This window comes from Pseudomonadales bacterium (assembly GCA_024234165.1).
Taxonomy (GTDB): Bacteria; Pseudomonadota; Gammaproteobacteria; order Pseudomonadales; family UBA5518; genus UBA5518.
The window spans coordinates 71,954-92,162 of the sequence record JACKOP010000001.1; the positions used below are offsets into that span (position 1 = coordinate 71,954).

Annotated in this window: 12 protein-coding genes and 1 CRISPR repeat array (1 of these 13 only partly in view); of the genes, 6 read left to right on the forward strand and 6 right to left on the reverse strand. The window is 63.8% G+C overall.

Annotation, left to right across the window (positions count from 1 at the left end; genetic code table 11):
- A CRISPR array of direct repeats spans positions 1-1,309; the repeat unit is 36 nt; unit sequence GATTGAATCCTTCCCTGATTCCGAAGGGATTAAGAC; it begins 542 nt to the left of the window's first position.
- 499 nt (positions 1,310-1,808) lie between these two features.
- Positions 1,809-2,375, forward strand: coding sequence for a peptidoglycan-binding protein (locus tag H7A12_00320; protein MCP5319273.1), 567 nt, complete (start codon positions 1,809-1,811; stop codon positions 2,373-2,375).
- 129 nt (positions 2,376-2,504) lie between these two features.
- On the opposite strand, the gene H7A12_00325 is transcribed toward H7A12_00320, so the two are convergent.
- Genes H7A12_00325 through H7A12_00335 form a run of 3 tightly spaced genes read right to left on the reverse strand, consistent with a single transcriptional unit; the run spans position 2,505 to position 8,052 of the window.
- On the reverse strand, positions 2,505-4,901 hold the full coding sequence (locus tag H7A12_00325; protein ID MCP5319274.1) for a sucrose synthase: 2,397 nt from the start codon (positions 4,899-4,901) through the stop codon (positions 2,505-2,507).
- Complete coding sequence (locus H7A12_00330) at positions 4,898-7,054, reverse strand: HAD-IIB family hydrolase (GenBank protein ID MCP5319275.1); 2,157 nt, start codon at positions 7,052-7,054, stop codon at positions 4,898-4,900. Before H7A12_00330 ends, H7A12_00325 begins: the two co-directional genes overlap by 4 nt.
- A complete protein-coding gene (locus H7A12_00335) occupies positions 7,051-8,052 on the reverse strand; it encodes a carbohydrate kinase (GenBank protein MCP5319276.1) in 1,002 nt (333 codons plus the stop codon). The genes H7A12_00330 and H7A12_00335 overlap by 4 nt, the downstream gene beginning before the upstream one ends.
- 177 nt (positions 8,053-8,229) lie before the next feature.
- Here H7A12_00335 and H7A12_00340 point away from each other — a divergent pair, with 177 nt between their 5' ends.
- Positions 8,230-8,673: a MarR family transcriptional regulator gene (locus tag H7A12_00340; protein MCP5319277.1), complete on the forward strand. Its 444-nt coding sequence runs from the start codon at positions 8,230-8,232 to the stop codon at positions 8,671-8,673.
- Positions 8,674-9,047: 374 nt separating this feature from the next.
- Here the strand turns inward: H7A12_00340 and H7A12_00345 are convergent, their stop codons facing one another.
- Complete coding sequence (locus tag H7A12_00345) at positions 9,048-10,460, reverse strand: hypothetical protein (protein ID MCP5319278.1); 1,413 nt, start codon at positions 10,458-10,460, stop codon at positions 9,048-9,050.
- 5 nt (positions 10,461-10,465) lie between these two features.
- Positions 10,466-11,233 (reverse strand): hypothetical protein, encoded by a 768-nt coding sequence (locus H7A12_00350; protein ID MCP5319279.1) that lies wholly within the window; start codon positions 11,231-11,233, stop codon positions 10,466-10,468.
- A 439-nt stretch (positions 11,234-11,672) separates the two neighbouring features.
- On the opposite strand from H7A12_00350, the gene H7A12_00355 reads away from it, so the two are divergent.
- The 4 genes from H7A12_00355 to H7A12_00370 are packed head-to-tail and all read left to right on the forward strand — an operon-like array spanning position 11,673 to position 18,434.
- On the forward strand, positions 11,673-13,148 hold the full coding sequence (locus H7A12_00355; GenBank protein MCP5319280.1) for a DUF3375 domain-containing protein: 1,476 nt from the start codon (positions 11,673-11,675) through the stop codon (positions 13,146-13,148).
- A gap of 36 nt (positions 13,149-13,184) precedes the next feature.
- Positions 13,185-13,874, forward strand: coding sequence for a DUF4194 domain-containing protein (locus H7A12_00360; GenBank protein MCP5319281.1), 690 nt, complete (start codon positions 13,185-13,187; stop codon positions 13,872-13,874).
- On the forward strand, positions 13,867-17,238 hold the full coding sequence (locus H7A12_00365) for an ATP-dependent exonuclease SbcCD, C subunit-like protein (GenBank protein MCP5319282.1): 3,372 nt from the start codon (positions 13,867-13,869) through the stop codon (positions 17,236-17,238). Before H7A12_00360 ends, H7A12_00365 begins: the two co-directional genes overlap by 8 nt.
- Positions 17,235-18,434: a hypothetical protein gene (locus H7A12_00370; protein MCP5319283.1), complete on the forward strand. Its 1,200-nt coding sequence runs from the start codon at positions 17,235-17,237 to the stop codon at positions 18,432-18,434. The genes H7A12_00365 and H7A12_00370 overlap by 4 nt, the downstream gene beginning before the upstream one ends.
- A 214-nt stretch (positions 18,435-18,648) precedes the next feature.
- Here the strand turns inward: H7A12_00370 and H7A12_00375 are convergent, their stop codons facing one another.
- The gene (locus tag H7A12_00375; GenBank protein ID MCP5319284.1) at positions 18,649-20,004 is read right to left on the reverse strand and encodes an HlyD family type I secretion periplasmic adaptor subunit; all 1,356 of its coding nucleotides are present in this window, start codon (positions 20,002-20,004) and stop codon (positions 18,649-18,651) included.
- Between the last annotated feature and the right edge of the window lie 205 nt (positions 20,005-20,209).

Genomic DNA, 20,209 nt, shown 5'->3' on the forward strand with positions numbered 1-20,209 from the left:
TCGAGGTTTACAACCCCATCCGGATTGAATCCTTCCCTGATTCCGAAGGGATTAAGACATTGCTTGACTTGGTAATAATTCACAAAAGCGGCCTGATTGAATCCTTCCCTGATTCCGAAGGGATTAAGACTACAGATTTTGCCATTGGCGGATCTTCTGCTCGGATTGAATCCTTCCCTGATTCCGAAGGGATTAAGACTGCCCTCATTGTTGACTCTTGCGAATATTGGGATTGAATCCTTCCCTGATTCCGAAGGGATTAAGACCGACCCCGGAACGCGTTGTTCCGCATCGGCAGGCGATTGAATCCTTCCCTGATTCCGAAGGGATTAAGACATAAACCAATCCAGTTTGTCTGTAGTGCTCAGATTGAATCCTTCCCTGATTCCGAAGGGATTAAGACCACTATGTTGTGCCTCCCCCACCGGTTTCGTGTGATTGAATCCTTCCCTGATTCCGAAGGGATTAAGACTCCTCGCCATAGGGCTGGATTCTGGCTGCCTCCTGATTGAATCCTTCCCTGATTCCGAAGGGATTAAGACTGATCGCCCCTAGCGGGGCAATCATATGCTTTGGAGATTGAATCCTTCCCTGATTCCGAAGGGATTAAGACTGTGTCCCGGTGATATATTCTATCAGCCGGGGATGATTGAATCCTTCCCTGATTCCGAAGGGATTAAGACCTATGGGTTCGAGCATATGCTTTGCTGTTACCAGCGATTGAATCCTTCCCTGATTCCGAAGGGATTAAGACCGCACGACGTAATCGTGGTATGCCGCGAGCGAACAGATTGAATCCTTCCCTGATTCCGAAGGGATTAAGACGCCAGCCTCCAGCGCGTAATGTGCCAGCCGCACATCGATTGAATCCTTCCCTGATTCCGAAGGGATTAAGACGCCATGCGCGCTAACTTGCGCGCGCTATCTGGGATTGAATCCTTCCCTGATTCCGAAGGGATTAAGACCGATTCGCTGTTCAGCGTCGGCAGGCAGGCTGCGATTGAATCCTTCCCTGATTCCGAAGGGATTAAGACCGCCCTCTGTTTTGAATTGTAGCTCCCCATGATTGAATCCTTCCCTGATTCCGAAGGGATTAAGACGGAACTCTGTCCCAGTTACTTCCAGCCACTCGTGGATTGAATCCTTCCCTGATTCCGAAGGGATTAAGACCAGATGCGCGCGTCTATCCACGATACGGCTTTAGGATTGAATCCTTCCCTGATTCCGAAGGGATTAAGACGCTTTTTTCGCCGCGAGGTCTTTCCGGGCGGCGGATTGAATCCTTCCCTGATTCCGAAGGGATTTGCGGAGTGGGCGACCGCCGGTCGCCCCTACGGGCCCGATGCCATGATCGAATCTGTAGGGGCGAGCCGCGCTCGCCCGTGGCGTCCGATGTGCTGTGAGCCTTACCAAACTATCTGAGGGCCTTTTGGCCGTTTTTTTGTCACGGTTGGTGATGGACGGAAGCAAGGCCCCCTCGAAGAGCTTGCAAGAAGCCCTCCGAGGGGGTTGTCTCGTGTTCGACCAAGAATGCGAGACCGGTCCAATGTGCCATGCCCTGTTACGCGATGCCAGCTTCTGGCGGTTTTTGCAGCAGATCGATCACGACGTGGCGGAGCAGGAGAGCGCCGGCGGCTGCCCGGCGCGCGCGAGCAGCCCGGTTTGTCCGGCGCGCTTTGCTACTGAACTTCGAACTCCATTCCTTACCTAAACAATTGCAGGACGTACATGTTGGTGCAGGAGAGGTAGCCGGTTGATTGCTGACGATGTGTCCTCTTCGTGCATCACAGGATGCAGGAGTGCAAGACATGAACATCACCGGACATGCGACGAGACTGTTGATCGTGTTGTGTGCTGCGGCTTTTATCGAAGGCTGCAGTGATGATGCATCAACAGCGAAACACGAAGTGATCCAACCAGCGGCACCTCCCGTCACTCGATCGGCAACCGAACCTTCGGTATCGGGTGCGGACGACCGGGAGGAACCTCTTTTGTCGATGCCGCCAGATGAGGGAGCAGCGCAGGACCTTGCGCCACCCGATGATGCAACGGCTTCTGAGGCTGCTGACGAATCGGTCGGCGAAGTCGAGGCAATTGACAAATCAACAGCCAAGACAGCCGATGCAACGCTTTCCGCACCGATTCAAGAGCAAGAGACCGCAGGATCTGCAACCAGGCTGATACCAACGGCCGCGCAGGTCCGTCTCATGCAGCAATCACTGCGTGATGCGGGTTACGATCCCGGAGTTGTCGACGGGATAATGGGTCCGCGGACCGTATCGGCACTGAAGAGCTACCAGCAGCAGCACGGACTTGCCGTTGGCGAAGTGACCGAGGAGACGCTATCGGCACTGCAGCGAGTCGGGACGAAGTGAGCAGGAGACATATGCATGCGGGCGCGGTATCGCACCGCTCTTGGCCTTGGCTTCCCGGGCCAGGTGTGCTTCCTTCTGTGCCAACCACGAACTGTGGTTGCCCTTCCAGGGAATGCCGTGGCCGCCGTCCTAGCCATGCATACCTCCCTGTATCGACGCGACCAGCGGACGGAATTGCAGATGGTGGAACATCTGCAGATAACGCGCGGTTTCCCCGCGCTCCAGTTCGCTGACGAACTTCCAGAAACCGTAGATCCGCGCCAGGCTCATCATGCGCTGCGCATAACGGCGCCATGTGTAACGCTCACCGACGCGCGCCAGCGCGCCGCGCGAAATCCGTTCCCACTCCTCGGGCTCGCGAACGCAGCGCCGCAGGAATCCGGTGATGCGCCGCGCCGCGTCCGCGCCGTCGTTGGGATCGATATGGAAACCCGACACCCCGTCACGAATGATCTCCAGCGGGCCGCCGTGGCGGGTTGCGAACACCGGCAGTCCGGAGGCCATCGCCTCGATCACGGTCAACCCGAATGCCTCGAACAATGCCGGCTGCACGAACACGCCGCGACCGTCGGCCACGCAGCGATAGAGCTCGCCGGTCAACGCCTTGTCGAGCCGTCCGCCCAGCCAGCGCACCTGTCCGTCCAATCGGTGGCTGTCGATCAATTCGTGCATCAACCGAATCTGCTCACGCTCCTCCGCGTCATCGGATTCTGCGGCATCGACGTGGCCGCCGATCAGCAGCAGGTTGGCCGCCTCGCGCAGCGACTCGTTCTCTCCGAACCACCGGGCCAACCCCGTGAGGTTCTTGATCCGGTCCATGCGTGCCATGCTGAACACCAGCGGCTTGTCAGGATCGACAAACCGGCCTCGCCAGGGGATTCCCGGGTCGGCGTCCTGCAGCAGGTGCGCAATTGCCGGCTGCAACGAGCGCAGGCGACGCGCGGCATCGGTATAGGGGAAATAGACCCGTTCGTCGGCCCCGGGCGAGACGATGTTGAACTTCGGGTCGAAGGGATCGATACCGCTGACCACGCGATAGAGGCCCGGCATCGTGAATGCAGCGTAGCTCTCGTACTGGCCAACCGTTTCGGCGGTGCCGGCGATCTCCTGAAAGGTACTGGTGATGATGAAATCCGCACTGTTCATCGCGATCAGGTCGGCCGTGTACTGCGTCGCGAAGTGGTACTGCGCGTCGTTTTCGCGCCAGTACAGCGCCGAGTGCAGGTACTTGGTCTGCTCGAGCGCGTGCGCGATGTTGCATTGCGTGACGCCGAGCCGCTGGGACAGCAGCGAGGCGACCAGGTTGCCGTCAGAGTAGTTGCCGACGATCAGGTCCGGCCGCCCGCCGAAACGGGCCAGCGCTTCGCGTTCCACCTCCTGGGTGAAGTCCTCGAGGAAGGGCCAGATCTCGAAGCGCGAAACCCAGTCACGCACCACGCTACCGTCGGAATGCCGGAACGGTACCCGCACGATCGCCGCACCGTGGCAATCGTGGATCGGCTCGAACGCCTCCGCACAGGTCGTGTCCGCTGCTTCGGGAATCAGTCGCGTGACGACCAGGATCTGCGGCTCCACCGCAACGCCCTGCTCGGCCAGGCGGTCGCGCATCTCCTGCTCGAGTGCGCGCACCTGGTCCAGGATATAGACCACCTGCCCACCGGTGTCGGGCCGTCCGAGCACCCCGGATTGCGCGAAGTAGCCGTGCGGCGACAGGATCAGCAGTCGCGAGATCATCGGAATGCGTTCGAGGAAGGCTTCCAGCAGCTGCGCCGAGGGGGCCTCCAGAATGTCGCTCAACAGGCTCATCGACTCGGCCATACGGGCCCCGGTCGCCCCCCAGCCCGGCGCGAAACCGAGCCGACCGAGCGGCTCGGCGAGCTCCTCCCACGCGGCCGAGGGTGCGTGGCGTTCGAGCAGCGTTTGCGCCACACGCAGCGCCTCGCGCAGCGCCTGAACATCGTGGATGTGTTCGTAGATCATCAACTGCCGGCCCTCCAGCGCGTGCACGCGCAGGAACTCCAGCAGGCGCCGATTCCCGTCGGCGGCGCGCTGGAACATCACGCCTGCCAGATGACGGTTCAGGAAGTAAACCCCCTGTCCGATCGAGCGCGTCTCGCGCATCCGCGGGAACTCGCGGTTGAACGGTGCGAAGTCCACTTCCAGCGCTGGCCGCTCGGCGCCATCCGGACACACCAGGCCCTCCTTGAAGCGCAGGAACTGCGCCACATCGATTTCCTCCGGAACCGGGCTGTCGATATGGAAACGCAGGTAGCGCCACTGACCGGGCCGCTCGCGCAGCGCCAGGCACGTCCACGGTGATCGCAGCACCCCCTCCTGCAGCAGGCGCACGATGTCCTCGAATATCGAACCGGAAAGGCCATCGTCGAGTCGCTCGACCACGGATCCGAAGATTGCGCGCAGATCGCTCTGCAGCAGCAATGGCCGGCCGTCGGCGAAGCATTCGCGCACGAAACACTGCACGGCATCGCAATGCCCGGCCGCCCAGTCGCGGAAACTTTTGATCATGCCGCCCCCTCCGCATCGAGCGGATCGATGAAACCGTAATGCGCCATGCCCTCGACGATGCCGCCGGCGTAACCCGCACTCGCGAAGTAGATCTGCTCCAATCCGCGCAGCCGCTCCAGTTCGGGACTGTGGTTGCCCACGACGACGCCCATCGTGTCACCGAGCAGCATCTCCTCGTCGTTGCCGGAATCGCCCGCCACCAGGAAGTCGCGCAGCGCCATCCCCCATTTGTAGGCCAGATAGCGCACCGCCCGTCCCTTGCTGGCACGCATGGGCAGCACGTCGAGGAATTGGTCGTGCGAATACACCAGATTCGCGTGCAAGCGCTGCTCCCGCAGCAGTTCGCGCAGTTCGCGCATGACAGGCACCTCGCTCGCATCGACGTCGTAACTGAGCTTGAACTCGCGCTGGTTTTCAGGTGCCTGCGGCTGCAGCCAGGGCACCGCATCGAGCAGCTCGCGCAACGCATCACGGCGCCACAGGTGGCGGATGTGGTTGCGCCACCCCGTATCGGGCTGCAGCTCGCGTCCGTAGTGGATCTCGCTGCCCACGGAAGTGATCAGCAACTCGGGCAGTGGTACGCGCCACTGCCTGAGGATTCGCACGGTGCTCTCCAGCGGACGGCCGGTCGCGACCCCGAAGCCCAGGGTGCCGCCGTCGCGACGCAAGAGTTGCAGCAGGACATCCAGTTCCTGGCGATCGCCAAGCAAGGTGTTGTCGATATCGCTGATCAGCGTGCGCCGGCACAGGGCAAAGGGGCGGGCTGCGGGCAGCAGGCGACTCGCCTGTTCGCGTCGCACCTGCTTGCGTGTCCGCTTCAGGATCCGCTGCACGCTCTTCAGGTACTTCGTGACGTGCGCGTCCCACGTGAAGTGACGCGCCACGCCCGCGATGCCCCGCCGCGCGCGCCGTGGCCAACCCGGCAGGTCGAACACCACGTCCTCGAGTCCCCGTGCGATGGAGGTGGCGTCCAGCGGGTCGACCAGCACGCCGTTGTCACAGCTTGCGATGATGTCACGGGGACCGCCATCGGCGGTCGCCACCACCGGCAGACCGCTCGCCGCCGCCTCGATCAGCGTCAACCCGAACGGCTCGGTGAGCGCGGCGTTGACGAATACCCCTCGACGGGATGCCGCCAGCCGATACAGCTCCGGTACATCGTCGGATGCGTGCTGCTTCGGCAAGGCGACCTGGCCCCAGATGTCATGGCGATCGACCTCGAGCAGCAGGTCGGTCAGCACGGCAGCCTGATCGGATTCCAGCGTGCGTATATCGTCACGCTGTCCGGCAACGATGGCCAGATTGCTCATCGAGCGCAGGCGCGGTGAACTGGCGTATGCCGTCACCAGCCGGACCAGGTTCTTGCGCATCTCCGGCCTGCTGATCGCGAGGATCAGCGGTTTGCGCGGCTGTACGAGGAAGCGATCGATCATCGCCACGACGTGATCGGGTACGGGCACACGGCCTGCCGGCCGGAAGCGCGAGGTGTCGGTGCCCGGTGCAATGACCACGGCGTGGGCACGCTGGAAGCTGTGGTACTGCGCGTACTGCTCATCGCATTCCTGGTGCGTGCTGGTGACCACCATGCTCGCATGGGCGAGCACTTCCTCCTCGGCACCGATGCGACGCGCGAAGTTGAACTGGCGTTCGAGGGCCTGCGGCTTGCGTCCCAGGTCGAGCAGACGTCGGCGCTTGCAACGCCCCAGCGAATGGCCGGTATGCACCAGCGGCACACCGAGCAGTTGCGAGAGCTGCAGCCCCACGTAGCCGGCATCGGCGTAGTGCGAGTGGATCACGTCCGGGATGCGCCCCTCGCGCCTGATGTGCGCGGCGATGCGATCCACCAGTGAATCGAGGTGATTCCACAGGCCTTCCTTGCGCAGATACCGTGCCGGGCCGCAAGGCAGGCGCAGCAACCACGCACCGGGGCCGAGCGATTCCCGTTCACGCGCGTAATCGGCACCGATCGCCTGATCCTCGATGCGGCGCGTCACCAGATCGACGCGATCCACCGCCGGATTCCTGGCGAGTGCCCGCGCCAGCTCGAGCACGTACAGAACCTGGCCGCCTGTATCGGCGTCCCGCCCAAGCTCCGGTTTCGTGCCACGCACCAGCCCGTGCACGCTGATCATCATGATGTAGAGGGAGCTCATGCGATGTGCTCCACGGGTTCGCAGAATTCACGCCGAAACCCTTCGTAGAACTCAGGACGGTCAGGCACGGCGCCCCGGATGCGGCAGATCCCGCGCGCGAAGCGGTTCGCACGCCGTAGCCAAAGCTCCACCGGCCACCCGCGCACCAAACCGAGCAGACACACGGCCGCAAAGGCATCACCCGCACCGACGCTGTCCCGGAAATCCTCCGGCGTCGCCTCGGCCTCCGTGGCGACGAGGCTTGCGTTGCCGTCCACGGTCCACGCGCCATGCTCGCCCCGCGTCACGATCACGCGACCTATGCCGAAGCGCTCGATCAGCCGCAGCGCAACGGCACGCGGATCACCCGTACCGGTTCCAGTCAGGGCGGCAATACGGTGCAGTTCGTCTTCGTTGAGCTTCAGCACCTGAGCATGGCCGAGCGACCACTCGAGCACGTCGTGTGAAATTGCTTCCTCGCGCAGATTGACGTCGAGAAAGCCCGGGGTGACGTTCGCACCGAACAGCGAGCGCAGCGTTGCGCGGGAAACGCCACGTTGCGCGAGGGTCCCGAAGTAGATCCACGCAGGCTGCCGGCCATCCAGGACACGCAAGACCGGAGCCGGGGCAATGTAGTCCCATGCCTGCTCCGGATCGATCACGAAACGATGCCCACCGGCTTCCGGGCGGATTTCCGCATGCCCACTCGCATGGCAACCATCGAACTGGATGGCCTCGGTACCCAGGCCGAGTTCACGCAACCGTCGCAGAAGGAATTCACCGCGTGCGTCGTGGCCGACGCGACTCACCAGCAGCGGCTGGCCGTCTTGCTCATCCCGGAGCGCAGCAAGATGCGCCGCGACGTTGAAGGGCGCGCCGCCGGCAATCTCGCGATCGGGAAAACAGTCACTCAGAAGTTCGCCGAACAGCAACCACGTCGGTCGTGCGTCGCCGGTCGATCGGCTTTCGTCGATCGGCGACACGCCAGCACCATCGAGCGGCGGGGTTCGATTCCACATCATCGCCTCCGCATTTGTTTTGTATAAAAACGTTTTGTGAAATATAACATGGTGATACTACGGCTGTCGCACCCATGACACGGGCGCGCCTGCCCGCCACAATGCGGTGGATAACCCGAGCACCGATGAGCAATGCCGACCGACACCCAGACTGCCTCGCCTGAAAGAAGCCACCCGATGGATGTCTTGAAGAAGTTCCGCATCGTGGTCGGTGCGGTGCGTCGTCACACGCGGGATCTGGAACGCGCCTGTGGCATCGCCGGCGCACAGGTCTGGATGTTGGCTGCGATCGTGGAGACGCCGGGGATCACGGTGTCGGCGCTGAGCAGGGCACTGTCGATACACGTCTCGACTGCCAGCAACCTGATCGAGAGACTCGTTCAACGCGGACTGGTGGAACGCCTGCGCTGCGAGGACGACCGGCGTGCGGTCCGGGTGCGCGTGACGACAGAGGGAAAGTCCGTGCTCGCGAATGCACCGCAACCGTTGCGCGGACTGCTGCTCGATGCACTGTCCCGGTTGCCCGCGGACACGCTGTCGCGACTGGACGGCGATCTCGATTGCCTGATCGCCCATCTGAACGGTGGCGCCGACGTCGACGCAGCCAACGAACCACTCTGACGCGCCGCAGCCCTCCCTCCGCCCGCAGCGCTGGAGCAGCGAGACCGGCTATGGCAACCTGCACGCGCACTACTGCGCCGCGCCGTTTGTGCTGATGCCCGACGAGGCATTGCTGATCGAGGGCGAGTTGCCACCGTGCCGCTTCGCGAACGTGGTGCTGTGGAACCGCTACATGCAGAGCTTCGATTACACGCGTCGGCGCGTATCGCTTTCCCGCCACGGCGCACTGATCTCCTGTGCCGCCTCGAATATCTTTCCCGTCATCATGGCCACCTCGGAATGGAATGGCCAAAATCCATCCCGAACCATGCCGGTTACCCACTCGGAATTCACCAGAGCCACCATTCGCACTGGTAGACGAACGCGTTTTGCGTTCAACGATCGATCGCATTGGCTGGTGCCGGTGCATTCGCCGGTTGCGCATCAAGGCGCGTATCGGGCTTCGATGCTTTCGGCGCCCAGGTGCGAAAAGCCTGCTCGATCTCGGGCAAGGGTTTGCCGAGCGCCTTCTCAAGCAAGGCAACGGACTGCGCAGGCGCGGGCGTGAATTGTGCCGGCGTCTGTCGCTGCTGATAAGTCTGCAACACCCTTGTCAACATGCCGGCCTCCTGCAGGTACAGCATGAACATACGCGCATACGCCAGCATGTAGGCCTGCTCGTCGGGGCCGAGCCGGCGCTCGCCGGGCCACGCGGCCAGCGAGGGTTCATCCGAAAACCATGGCGAGGTGATCACGTCGTGCAGCGCCATGCGCGGGAACACATGCGAGAACTCGGCAAACACAGGCGAGCGCCAGTTGGGCGCACCGTGGTAACGGCCACCGGAAAACGTCGAGGTTTCATAGAGGCTGGCCATGCCTTCGTCCAGCCACTGCGGCGCATCACCATACGCACCGCGCAGCAGCAGATGAAACAGCTCGTGCAGAATCGTGCCGACCTGTGTCGACGGCACCATCGCCAGCACCGACAAATCGTTCTGCAACGAATACCCCAGCGTCATCGGACTGGCATCGAGGCCGTGCAGCCTGTCGGCCCACACCCGCAATTGCGGGATGTCGGGAAACAGGTAAATCGTTATGTAATGCCCAGGCGCCGGAAGCGCAAATTCACCCTGCAAAAAGACCGCGAACCGATCGAGCTGTTCGGCGATGCGCTTGAGCTGGGCATCGTCGTGCACTGCGCTGGCAATGGCGAACTGCCGACCGACATGCACCTTGAATTGTGGCGCCCGCGTCAGCAGTGCCTGCGCGATGGCATCGGGGTTCCCGACCTCGACCAGTCGCGCGGCAAATACCGCGTCATCGAGCTTGTGCTTGACTCGCACGGGGTACGCCGTCAGGCCACCCTTGTCCTGATTGCCCAGGTAAAACGTTTTGCCGCTGGCGCGCGCGGTGGCGCTGGTCCAGGCGCCGGCAAGCACGATGGTCGGCGCGCTACGCTGGCTGGTGGCGGCATTGAGCCAGTGCAGGCACAGATCGCGCTCCTGGCGAAACTTCATGCGCGTGGCTTCAGGCATGCTGTGAAAGTGATACGACCAGTCGAGCAGATCTGCGCCAGGCAATTCCGCTCCGCTCTGCCGACACCAGCTGGTGCCCAGCCAGTACGCGACATCGTAGGTGCGGCCGAACGGCACGGCATTCCAGTAGCGCGACAAACTTTCGCTGGCAGCGCTCCAGTGCTGCGCTGTCCACGCGCAGTAGCCGTTCACGTAATCGGGGTGTGGATCGACCTGCGCGAGCGATGCCGCGCCGGTCAATAAAAGCAGCAGGCCGGCAACAGCGCGCAACATGGGTTTCACCTCGAACTGGATGCAGCCGGCGGTTCCTGCAGTTGCCGCATCACACTGGCCGGCAGCGGCGGCATGGCCGCATCGATCGCACTGCCGGGCGGCGGGGCAGTGCCGGCAGATGGCGGCGCGGGCTCGACCATCGCCGGTGCATCGTGTGTCACGTTCTGCGGCGGGGCAAGCGCACCCGGGTTCACTACTTCGACCTGGCGCGGCAAATAGACTGCGGCGTCACTGGTTTCGACACTGGCCGGTACGTACAGCGTCAGGCCGATCAGCAGCGCGCCGGTAAAGGCGAGAAATACGCCGGGCGAGGAGGTCGTCAGCGAAGCCTTGATGCCGGAGCCTTCCGCGGACGCCTGCGTCACGGGTTCGCGCAGCTTGCCGAGCACGAACACACAGCCGCTGAAACACAGGATCATGCCGGTCAGAAAGCCCATCGCACGCGTCCACAGGCGCCCTTGCACGATCATCGATTGCAGCGCGAAGCGTTGTTCCAGCGCCGATTTCTCCAGCACCGCGCGCACGTACCATTCACGATAGCGATGATCGCGGGCAACTTCCCCGGACGCGGGCAGCGTGTTCATGATCGCGACCAGATCGGTCTGGCGGTATTGCACGCGTTCGGTCAAATCGGCGAACAGCCACAGCGTGGCGGCGAAGAAAAACGCTGCCATCACGATCAGGCTGGCGGTCATGAAGCGCAGCAAGCGGTTTTGCCAGCGCTGCAGCTCGCGCTCCGATTCTGCATTGGCGTTGTCAGGCGACGTAGTCATGGAGCCCCCTGCGTCGATGAATGAATAGTACATTGAAAGCCCATGTTGGCGCTGGTGTAGCGCGCTCCGGCGTCGTAACGCTCCAGGTGCGCCTGGACGTGGGGCTGGGATGTTGGCGCACGAGCCCGACCACTTCGGGCGCAATCCTCGATCGTCGGGTTCGCGAGCGTGAGGATCATCGGTTCCGCCGCCATCGTCGCGCACCACGCCGAACAGGGCAGGGTGTTGCCCGCGTGCGTCGTCGGTTCTGCAAAATTCCTCACGCGGCCTCTGCATGCGTTTCAGCCCAGCATGGGTAGCGCACCGGCTTCCTTCAGCCCGTACGCCACCACCGCCGCTCGCCCGAACACCCGTCGATGAGGCTGCGCAGGCGGCAGGCTTCTGGCAATATTCGTCGCCGTGAATGATCGAGTCGCAGCGGCGCAGCCAGACCACATCCATGGATCACACAACCCTCGCCAGTCTGCGTGACAGGCATCCGGCCTGGCGGCTGCTGGCATCGCCGCATGCGCCGCTGGTGGCGAGTTTCCTGTACCGGGTATTCGTTGCGCCGAACATGCGCGTGATCAGTGAGGCGGATCTGGTCGAGGCACTGGAAGACGAGCTGTTTGCGCTGCGCGAGCAGCTCGGAGCAGATGCCTACCCGAAAGCTGCCGCGGATTACCTGAACGACTGGTGCGCGCCGGACAAGGGCTGGCTGCGCAAGTTCTACAAGCCCGGCACCGACGAGGCGCAGTACGATCTGACGCCGGCCACCGAGAAGGCAATCGCCTGGTTGCAGTCGTTGACGGAGCGCTTGTTCGTCGGCACCGAGTCGCGCCTGCTGACGCTGTTTGCGCTGCTCGAACAGATCAGTGCCGGTACCGAAGTCGATCCGGCCAGACGTCTCGAGGATCTGCACCGCAAGCGTGATGAGCTGGATGCCGAGATCGCGCGTGTGGAGACCGGTGAGGTGCCGTTGCTCGACGACACCGCGGTGCGGGATCGCTTTCAGCAATTTCAGCAACTGGCGCGCGAGCTGCTCGCGGATTTTCGCGAAGTGGAACACAACTTCAGGCAGCTCGATCGCAAGGTGCGCGAAAAGATCGCGCTGTGGGAAGGTAGCAAGGGCACCTTGCTCGACGAGATCATGGGCGACCGCGACGCTATCGGCGATTCGGACCAGGGTCGCAGCTTTCGCGCCTTCTGGGACTTTCTGATGTCGAGCCGGCGCCAGGAGGAACTCTCCGATCGGCTGGACCAGATACTCGCACTGCCCGCGGTGGCGCTGCTGAAACCCGAGCCGCGCATCCGCCGGGTGCATCACGACTGGATGGAGGCAGGTGAACACACGCAGCGCACCGTCGCGCAGCTTTCACAGCAGTTGCGCCGTTTCCTGGACGATCGTGCCTTTCTGGAGAACCGGCGCATCCTCGATCTGTTGCATGGCATCGAGAGCAAGGCGCTGGCACTGCGTGAATCGTCACCTCCGCCCGGGGTGATGGGCATCGATGCGATGGGTGCCGAGGTCGAATTGCCGCTGGAGCGACCGTTGTTCACGCCGAGCGTGAAGCCGCGCCTGGCCGAACTGGTGGTCCTCGCCGGTGAGGAGGAGATCGACACGGCGCGGCTGTTCGACCAGATCGTGGTCGACAAGCAGCGGCTGCGTGCTTCGGTACAGCGTGCGCTGCGCAACAAGCCACAGGTCACTCTGCGCGAGCTGCTCGAAACCGAGCCGCTGCTGCACGGTCTGGCCGAGCTGGTGGGGTATCTGGAGCTGGCGCACGCCGGGGCTGAAGGTGGCGGTGCTGTCGATGGTCTGCGCGCGCTGGTCGATGAAACCGTGACGGAGCCGATCCGGTGGCAATCGCGCGATGCGCAGGAAGAGGTGGTGGTACGCGAGGCGTGCGTGCCGCGCGTGATCTTCACGCGCTGAAACCCCGTGCGGGCCGAGACGAAAGGAATACACGAGATGATGGACACCGACGAGGCGATCGAGACACTGCCCGACAGCCTCCCCGTCGTACCCGAGTTGTCACAGCTCATGGTGCAACTGCTGAAGGGGGTGCTTTATCGAGAAGACGACGAGCGGCTGTGGGCGAGCCTGCTGCGCCTGCAGGCCCGGGTGCGTGAGCAGGCTGCCGTGCTGTTGCTCGACCTGGTGCTGGACGAGGCCGAAGGCCATGCATTCCTGAAGAGCCGCCCGGAGGCGGACGAAGCGGCTGGTGCGCCACGTCTGCCGCGGCTGGTCGCTCGGCGTCAGTTGTCGTATCCGGTGAGCCTGATGCTTGCGCTGTTGCGCAAGCGCATGGCCGAATCCGACGCCGGTGGTGGCGATACGCGGCTCGTGCTTTCACGCGACGAGATCGCCGAGCTGGTGCGGGTGTTCCTGCCTGACGGTACCAACGAGGCGCGCCTGGTGGATCAGGTCGATGCAACGATCTCGAAGGTGGTGGATCTGGGTTTTCTGCGCCGGCTCAAGCCGGCAACCGGCAGCACGGATCGTGGACACGTCGAGGTACGGCGCATCCTGAAGGCCTTTGTCGACGCGCAGTGGCTGGCCGAGTTCGACGCCCGGCTCGAGGTCTACCGTACGGCACTCGCGACCGCATCCGGTGCGGGGCAGGGTGGAACCGCAAGGAGAGAGCCAAGCGATGAATGAGGCGCTGGCGCTGGATTTCGTGGGCGACGACACCCGCGTCGGCTTTCGGCTGGCCAGACTCGAGGTGCTGAACTGGGGTACCTTCGACAAACGCGTGTGGCGCTACGAGCTCGATGGGCGCAACGGGCTGCTGACGGGAGACATCGGTTCGGGCAAGTCGACGCTGGTCGATGCGGTCACCACGCTGCTGGTTCCGGCGCAGCGTGTGGCCTACAACAAGGCGGCCGGCGCCGATGCGCGCGAGCGTTCGCTGCGTTCCTACGTGCTCGGCCATTACAAGAGCGAGCGCAACGAGGCAACCGGCAGCGCACGCCCGGTGGCGCTGCGCGATGCGAGCAGTTATTCGGTGATCCTGGCCGTCTTTCGCAACGAAGGCTACGACCAGGCGGTGACGCTGGCGCAGGTGTTCTGGCTGAAGGACCCGCAGGCGCAACCGGCGCGCCTGTACGTGGCCGTGGAGCGCGAACTCGCGATCACCACCGACTTCAGCGGCTTCGGCAGCGACGTCGCCGCGCTGCGCAAGCGCCTGCGTGCCGGTGGTTGTGAACTGTTCGACAGCTTTCCGCCGTACGGGGCGTGGTTTCGGCGACGCTTCGGTATCGAACACGAGCAGGCGCTGGAGCTGTTCCACCAGACGGTATCGATGAAATCGGTGGGCAACCTCACCGACTTCGTGCGCAGCCACATGCTCGAGCCCTTCGATTCGGGGCAGCGCATCGAGGCGCTGATCCACCACTTCGACGATCTGGACCGTGCGCACCAGGCGGTGCTGAAGGCCAAGCGCCAGCTCGAGTTGCTCGGACCGCTGGTCGACGATGGCAGGCGTCACGCGGCGCTGGTCACGGCGATCCGGGGCTGGCGCGAAGGGCGTGATGCGCTGCGCGCGTACTTCGCCCGCCTGAAGGGTGAACTGCTGGACCGGCGTCTGGAACTGCTGCACGAGGAGGCGACAAGAGTCGATGCACGCATCGAACGCCTGGACAACGAGCGGGATGCGCAGCGCACCGAAGTGTCCCGACTGGAGCGTGCGTTGCGTGACAACGGCGGTGATCGTCTGGAGCAATTGGCAGCCGATATCCGCCGCCTGGAACACGAGAAGACCCAGCGCCAGCAAAAGGCCGATCGTCACAGCGCCTTGCTTGCCCGTATCGACGAGACGCCACCGGCTGACGAATCGGCCTTCTTCACCCAGTCGCAGGGCATCGCCACGCGCGCCGATGGTTTGCGCGAACGCATCGCCGATCTGGACAACCGCGAACGCGAAGAGGACTTTGCGTTTCGCAAGGGGCGCGAGCAGCACGCCGATCTGACCGCTGAGATCGAGAGCCTGCAGCGGCGCAAGAGCAATATCGACACGGCACAGGTCCGCATTCGTGAAGCGCTGTGTACCGCGCTGGCGATCGACGAGGAAGAACTGCCGTTTGCGGGTGAGCTGATCCAGGTACGCGAGGACGAGCGTGAGTGGGAGGGCGCCGCCGAGCGGCTGCTGCGCAGCTTCGGTCTGGCGTTGCTGATTCCGGACGCGCTCTACAGGACGGTCGCGGACTGGGTTGACCGCCAGCATCTGGGTGCGCGGCTGGTGTACTTCCACGTGCGCCAGAGGAAGCTCGCACCGGGGGCTGTGCTGCATCCGCAGTCGCTGGTCAGGAAACTGCTCATCAAGCCGGACTCGCCGCATTACGAGTGGCTGGAACAGGAGTTGCGCAACCGCTTCGACGTCGCGTGCAGCGACAGCGGCGAGCAGTTCCGCCGCGAGGCACGTGCGATCACGCGCGCCGGGCAGATCAAGGACCCCAGCGGACGCCATGAAAAGGACGACCGCAGCCGCATCGACGATCGCAGCCGCTACGTGCTCGGCTGGAGCAACGTCGACAAGCTGCGCACGCTGCGTGACCAGCGCGAGCGGCTGGAGCGGCAGTTGGCAACGCTCGGGCAGCGCATCGGCGAAATCCAGCAGGCGCGCAAGGATCTGCAGGGTCGGCTGGAGACGCTCGCCCGGCTGGAGGAGTTCACGCGCTTTGCGGATATCGACTGGATGAGCCCTGCGCGCGAGATTGCCGTGCTTGCCGATGAACACGCTCGACTGCAGGCGGCATCGAACGTGCTGCAGGAGCTGGGATCGCAGTTGCAGGCGGTGCAACTGCGTCTGAACGAGATCGAGGCGAAGCGCGCGGAGGCGCTCGGCAAGCGCGGTGAAATCAGGAGCCGACGCGAGGCGGCACAGGAGCTGCGCGATCAGGCGCGGATGGCGTGGGACGCAGCGCCGCTGCCCGATGCGCAGATCGAACGGCTGGACGGCTGGCGCAGCGAGGCACTCGGCGAGCACCAGCTCTCGGTCGAGTCGTGCGACAACCGCGAGCAGGAGCTGCGCAAGTGGCTGCAGGATCGCATCGACGCCGAGGACAGGCGCCTTGCCCGGCTGACTGAGCGTATCGTCAACGCGATGCGTGGTTTCAAGGAAGAGTTCAAGCTCGAAACCGTCGAGATGGACGTCAGCCTGGCGGCGCTCGGCGAGTACGAACGCCTGCTCACCGGCCTGCAGGGCGACGATCTGCCGCGTTTCGAGGCGCGTTTCAAGGAGTTGCTTAAAGTTAACACCATCCGAGAGATCGCCAACTTCAACGGTCAACTCGATCGCGAACGCGGGAAGTACAGGGAGCGGGTCGACTTCATCAACCAGTCGTTGCGGTCGATCGACTACAACCGCGACCGTTACATCAAGTTGGTTGTCCAGCCGAGTCCGGACGCGGAGATCCGCGATTTCCGGCAGGATTTGCGTGCCTGTATCGATGGAGCGACAACAGCGTCGTACGACGAGCAGTACTCGGAGGCGAAGTTCCTGCAGGTCAAGGCGATCATCGACCGTTTCCGTGGTCGCGAGGGTCTTGCAGACGTGGATCGTCGCTGGAGCACCAAGGTCACCGACGTGCGCAACTGGTTCCTGTTCTCGGCCAGCGAACGCTGGCGCGCCGATGGTGGCGAGCACGAGCACTATTCGGACTCCGGTGGCAAGTCGGGCGGGCAGAAGGAGAAACTCGCCTACACCGTGCTGGCTGCGAGCCTCGCCTACCAGTTCGGGCTGGAGTGGGGCGCGGTGCGTTCGCGTTCGTTCCGCTTCGTGGTGATCGACGAGGCGTTCGGGCGCGGCTCGGACGAGTCGGCGCAATACGGTCTGCGTCTGTTCCAGCAGCTCAACCTGCAACTGCTGATCGTCACGCCGCTGCAGAAGATCCACATCATCGAGCCCTTCGTCTCGAGCGTGGGCTTCGTGCACAACGAGGGTGGCAGTGATTCGCGGCTGCGCTGCCTGACGATAGAGGAATATCGGGTGCAGAAGTCGGCAGAAAAAGTCGCTGCCTCATGAGCTGGACAACGCCGGCCGATCTGCGGGCGCAGGTCCAGCGCCTGTGGGACCGCGGCGAACTGCTGCGCGCGGCGGTGTCGGATGGTGTTGCCTGGCCGCTGCGGCTCAACCTGAAGTCCCCGGGTGCCGCCGATCTCGCACACCGTTTCGAGGCGGTACGCGACTGGGTGCAGGTGATTGCCGCCACACCGTACGTGCGAATCGAATGGCGTGAATGGAACCATCGGGTGCAAGGCAGGCAGCGACTGCCCGCCTCGGTGTGGGTCGACGTGCTCGCGGATGCCGTTGCCTGGATCGGGAAGACGCGTCAGGTGGAGCGCTTCGGGCAACTGTGGCAGCAGACGGCGAGCGCGCAGCCGGCGCTGCTCGCGTGGCTGTCCAGGCGTTCACTGCAGGCGCTCGAACTGTACGATCGCTGGGACCGCCTGCTGGCGGTCGTCGCGTGGCTGCAGGCACATCCGCGCCCGGGTGTGTATCTGCGCCAGCTCGATGCACCCGGCGTCGACAGCAAGTTCATCGAAGCACATCGGGGTGTGCTTGGCGAGCTGCTGGATCTGGCCTTGCCAGCCGCTGCCGTCGACAGCACGGCGAGCGGGGTGTCGCAGTTCACGCGTCGCTTCGGTTTCCTGGACAAGCCGGTGCGGATCCGCTTGCGCCTGCTCGACCCGACGCTGCCCGTCCTGCCGGGCTGCAGCGGACGGTGCGATCTGACTCTGGACGCAACGAGCTTCGCTGCGCTCGCCTTGCCGGTCGAACGGGTGTTCATCACCGAAAACGAAACCAATTTCCTGGCTTTTCCTGCGCTCGAACGCGCGATCGTGTTGTTTGGCGCCGGCTACGGGTGGGAGGCGCTCGCGCAAGCGCAGTGGTTGCGCCGTTGCGCGCTGTACTACTGGGGTGATATCGATACGCACGGTTTCGCGATTCTGGATCAGTTGCGCAGTCACTTCCCGCACGTGGCATCGATGCTGATGGATCGCGAGACCTTGCTCGAACACCGTGCGCACTGGGGCGAAGAGCCCGACCCGGTGTGTCACGATCTCATGCGTCTGACGCCGGACGAGGCCGTGGTGTACGACGAGCTCCGCTTCGATCGCCTGCAGCCGCGGTTGCGGCTGGAGCAGGAGCGAATCGGTTTCGGTTGGCTGAACGGGCGGTTGCGCGAGCTGGCGCACGTTTCCACCGATCTGCCGTAGGGGCGAGCGGCCGATCTGTACGGGCGAGCGGCCGATCTGTACGGGCGAGCGGCCGATCTGTACGGGCGAGCGGCCGATCTGTACGGGCGAGCGGCCGCTCGCCCCTACGGGCACGATCCCATGCCGGCTCTGTACGGGCGACCGCCGGTCGCCCCTACGGGCACGATCCCATGCCGGCTCTGTACGGGCGACCGCCGGTCGCCCCTACGGGGTCTTATCTTTCTCTTGCTGCCTCGTGCCACGCTTTCTGCAACGGTGACAGCAGGTATTCGGCAACGGTGCGGCTGCCGAGCAGGATTTCTGCTGTCGTCTGCATGCCCACTGACAGCGGATGGCGGCGTCCGTCTGCCTCCAGTGCGTCACCGTCGAGTGTGATCAGCGCCTTGTAGCGCAAGCTCTCCATGCTGTTCGCAACCCCCTTGTCGCGCGCTTCGGTTTCGCTCTGGGCATCGGCGCTGAGGTGCTCGACGGTACCGCGCCCCATGCCGTACTTCTGGAACCGGTAGGCCGCGAACTTGAGTTGCACCGCCTGCCCAGGTCGTACGAAGCCGATGTCTTCGTTTGATACCCAGGCCTCGACCTTGAGCCTTTCCTCACGCGGCACCAGTGTCGCGAGCACGGTGCCGGGTTGCACCACGGTGCCTGTGGTGTGGGTCGCGAGATCCTTGATCACGCCGTCCTGCGGAGCCCTCAGTTCCAGCAGTTCGCGCCGGTGCTGCTGCTTCTGCAGTTCCTTGTTCAGGCGCTCGAGCTGCGCTTGTGCTTCGCTGCGCTCGGCGTGCAACTGACGCAGGTAATCGGCTTCGATCTGGAGCCGTTTCTTGCGCGATTGTTCGATGCCTGCTTCTGCGGAAGCGATCAGGTGTCGCTGCACGGCCAGATCCTGCTCCTTCTCGATGCGCTCACGCTGCTTCTCGCCGCCGGCAAGGGCTCCGGCAAAGCCGGTGCCGACCAGTCTTGCCCACGCCTGGTCCTGGGCTTCGAAGTAGGGCAGTACCGTGAGCAGGCGCTGCTTCTGCTGGCGTGCGGCCGCAAGCTCCTGTTCGGTCTTGTGCAGGCGCGCCTGCTCTTCCGCCAGCGCGGCGGCCAGTGCGTCGCGATTGGCCTGGTACTGCGCCGCCGTTTCGCGCGCCAGTTCCTGCGGTGCGGAGTCGGGTGCCTCGAACGGCCGCGCGTAGACTTCGGCATCGATACGTGCGAGTTGCAGTTGCCGGCGCGCATGTTCGGTGACGATGGCCTCCAGCTCGGCTTCGGTGATCAGCGCGTCCATGCGCATCAGGACCTGGTTCGCCCGAACCGTGTCTCCTTCGTGCACCAGGATCTGCTGCACGATGCCGGCTTCGGCGGGTTGCACGATCTTCAGATAGCTGGCCGGAACCAGCTTGCCGTCGGCGACTGCGACGACGTCGAGCCGGCCGAACCAGGCCCAGACGAACAGAAAGGCCAGCAGGGCGAGCAGGGCCCACAGCACCCGCCGGCTCTGCGGGTGCGGTGCGCTGTGCTGCAGACGGATCAACGGGGCATGAAACGCGAGGTAATCACGCGACGCCTGCCGTGTGGGAGATTGCATCGAAACCATCCGTGGCACCCTCATATCAAATCCATGGGCGAGCAGCCGCTCGCCCGTACGGGCGACCGGCGGTCGCCCCCGGATGCATGGGCGAGCGGCCGCATCCATGCATGAGCGAGCGGCATCCATGTACGGGCGAGCGGCCGCTCGCCCCTACGAGGCATCGCCCCCGCAGATGTACGGGCGAGCGGCCGCTCGCCCCTAC